We start from the raw sequence: 2,753 nt of genomic DNA on the forward strand, positions 1-2,753 counted from the left end.
CGGCGCTCGCCGCGGGCAACGCCGTCGTCCTCAAGCCCGCCGAGACCACCCCCCTCACCGCGCTCCGCCTCGCCGAACTCGCCCTGGAGGCGGGCCTGCCCGAGCACCTCTTCCAGGTGCTGCCGGGATACGGCCACACCGCCGGACGCGCCCTGGTGGACCACCCGGACATCGCCAAGATCGTGTTCACCGGCTCCACCCGCACCGGGCACGAGGTCGCCGAACGCTGCGCCCGCCTGCTCAAGCCGGTCACCCTCGAACTCGGCGGCAAGAGCCCCAACATCGTCTTCGCCGACGCCGACCTGAAGGCCGCCCTCGACCCCTTCTCCTTCCTCGACAACGCCGGCCAGGACTGCTGCGCCCGCACCCGCGTCCTGGTCCAGCGCGAGGTCTACGACGAGGCCCGCGCCTTCCTCGCGGACGCCCTCGCCGCCGTGGTCGTCGGCGACCCGGCCGACGAGAAGACGCAGATGGGCCCGCTGATCTCCCGCACCCAGCTCGACCGCGTCCGCTCCTACGTCCCCGACGGCGCCCCCGCCCTGCGCGGCACCGCCCCGGACGGCCCCGGCCACTGGTTCCCGCCGACCGTGCTCACCGGCGCGGCCCCCGACAGCCCGGCCGCCCGCGAGGAGATCTTCGGTCCCGTGGCCGTCCTGCTGCCCTTCGACGACGAGCGGGACGCGATCCGGCTCGCCAACGACACCCCCTACGGGCTCTCCGGCTCCATCTGGACCCGGGACCTCGGCCGCGCCCTGCGCGTCTCCGGGGCCGTCCGCGCGGGCAACCTGTCCGTCAACTCGCACTCCAGCGTCCGCTACTGGACCCCGTTCGGCGGCTTCAAGCAGTCCGGACTCGGCCGCGAACTCGGCCCGGACGCCCTGACCGCCTTCACCGAGACCAAGAACGTCTTCCTCAGCACGGAGGGGCCCGCCTAAGTGACCGAGACCGAAGCTCCCGTCTGCCGCCGCCTGGTCGGCCGTACCGCCGTCGTCACCGGAGCCGGCAGCGGCATCGGGCTGGCCACCGTCCGCCGGCTCGCCTCCGAGGGCGCCCGCGTGGTCTGCGCCGACATCGACGAGGCCGCCGGCAAGGCCGCCGCCGACGAGGTGGGCGGACTGTTCGTGAAGACCGACGTCACCGACCCGGCGCAGGTCGAGGCGCTCTTCCGGGCCGCCCACGACACCTACGGCAGCGTCGACATCGCCTTCAACAACGCGGGTATCTCCCCGCCCGACGACGACTCCATCCTGGACACCGGCCTGGAGGCGTGGAAGCGCGTGCAGGAGGTGAACCTGACCTCCGTCTACCTGTGCTGCAAGGCCGCGCTGCCCTACATGCGGCGCCAGGGCCGGGGTTCCATCATCAACACCGCGTCCTTCGTGGCCCGGATGGGCGCGGCCACCTCCCAGATCTCCTACACCGCCTCCAAGGGCGGGGTGCTCGCCATGTCCCGCGAACTCGGGGTGCAGTTCGCCCGCGAGGGCATCCGGGTCAACGCCCTGTGCCCCGGCCCGGTCGACACCCCGCTGCTCCAGGAACTGTTCGCCACCGACCCCGAGCGGGCCGCCCGCCGCCTGGTGCACATCCCGCTCGGCCGGTTCGCGCGGGCCGACGAGATCGCCGCCGCCGTCGCCTTCCTCGCCAGCGACGACGCCTCCTTCGTCAACGCCACCGACTTCCTGGTGGACGGCGGCATCTCCGGCGCGTACGTCACCCCGCTCTAGTCGGCGCGTACCGCACTCCCCCCGACGAAAGGTGTACGGTCCCCGTCCCATGCGACAGCTACTCGCCTGGTCCCTCGCAGCGGCCGCCGCCCTCGCGACCGCCCCCGCCCCCACCGCGGCGGCCGTCGGCACCAAGTGCCCGACGTTGAGCACCAGTTGGTACGGCAACAACCGCGCCCAGCTGCAACAGGTCATCGACGCCCACGGGACCTGTTCCGGACACCGCGGCGCGGTCGCCGCGTTCGACTGGGACAACACGGTCACCAAGAACGACGTCACCGACGCCACCCTCTCCTGGGCCCTGCGCCACGACGCGCTGCCCCGCCCCGCCCGCTGGAAGGACACCAGCGCCTGGATGACCGACGCCGGGGACCGGGCGCTCACCGCCGCCTGCGGCACCGGCGGGGGCGGCTCCCTGCGCACCTCCGACCGCCCCGCGTGCACCGACGAGATCGTGGAGATCCGGGAGAAGGGCACCACGATGAGCGGCGCCGCCGCCTTCGCCGGTACCTGGAACCACCGGCGCACCGTCCCGCAGTACGCCTGGGTGCCCCAGCTCTTCGCGGGCCGCACCCCCGCCCAGCTCTCCTCCTACGCGGCCGCCGCCCGCACCGAGGCGCTCGCCGCGCCGATCGGCGCCACCCGCACCCTGGGCACCCACACCGTCCCGGCCTACGTCCGCTACTACGACCAGCAGCGCGACCTCATCCGCACCCTCCAGCGGGCCGGATTCCGGGTGTACATCGTCTCGGCCGGCTCCGAGCCGGTCACCGAGGTCTGGTCGCGCGGGGTCGGCGTCGACGCCGCGCACACCATCGCCATCCGCTCCGTCCTCGACCACCGCGGCCGCATCACCACCCGCAACGAGGGCTGCGGCGGGACCGGGGTGAACAAGGGCGACGTCATCCCGTACATCGACGGCAAGCGGTGCTGGATCAACCAGGACGTCTACGGAATCCACGGACCCGCCGCCGAGGGTGATCCGCTTCTTCCACGCCTGCTTCTGCCAGGCGGCGGGTCCGTGGATTC

Annotated in this window: 3 protein-coding genes; all 3 read left to right on the forward strand. The window is 73.2% G+C overall.

From position 1 onward, the window contains the following. On the forward strand, nucleotides 1–935 hold a 935-nt coding region (locus tag CCN33_RS27885), incomplete at its 5' end, for an aldehyde dehydrogenase family protein (RefSeq protein WP_086696177.1). Then, entirely contained in the window at nucleotides 936–1,724 is a 789-nt protein-coding gene (locus tag CCN33_RS27890; protein WP_086696178.1) for a 3-oxoacyl-ACP reductase, read from the forward strand. A 49-nt stretch (nucleotides 1,725–1,773) separates the two neighbouring features. Next, the coding region (locus CCN33_RS27895; RefSeq protein WP_086696179.1) for an HAD family hydrolase at nucleotides 1,774–2,753 on the forward strand (980 nt) is incomplete at its 3' end.

The organism is Streptomyces recifensis (assembly GCF_002154615.1).
Classification (GTDB): domain Bacteria; phylum Actinomycetota; class Actinomycetes; order Streptomycetales; family Streptomycetaceae; genus Streptomyces; species Streptomyces griseoluteus.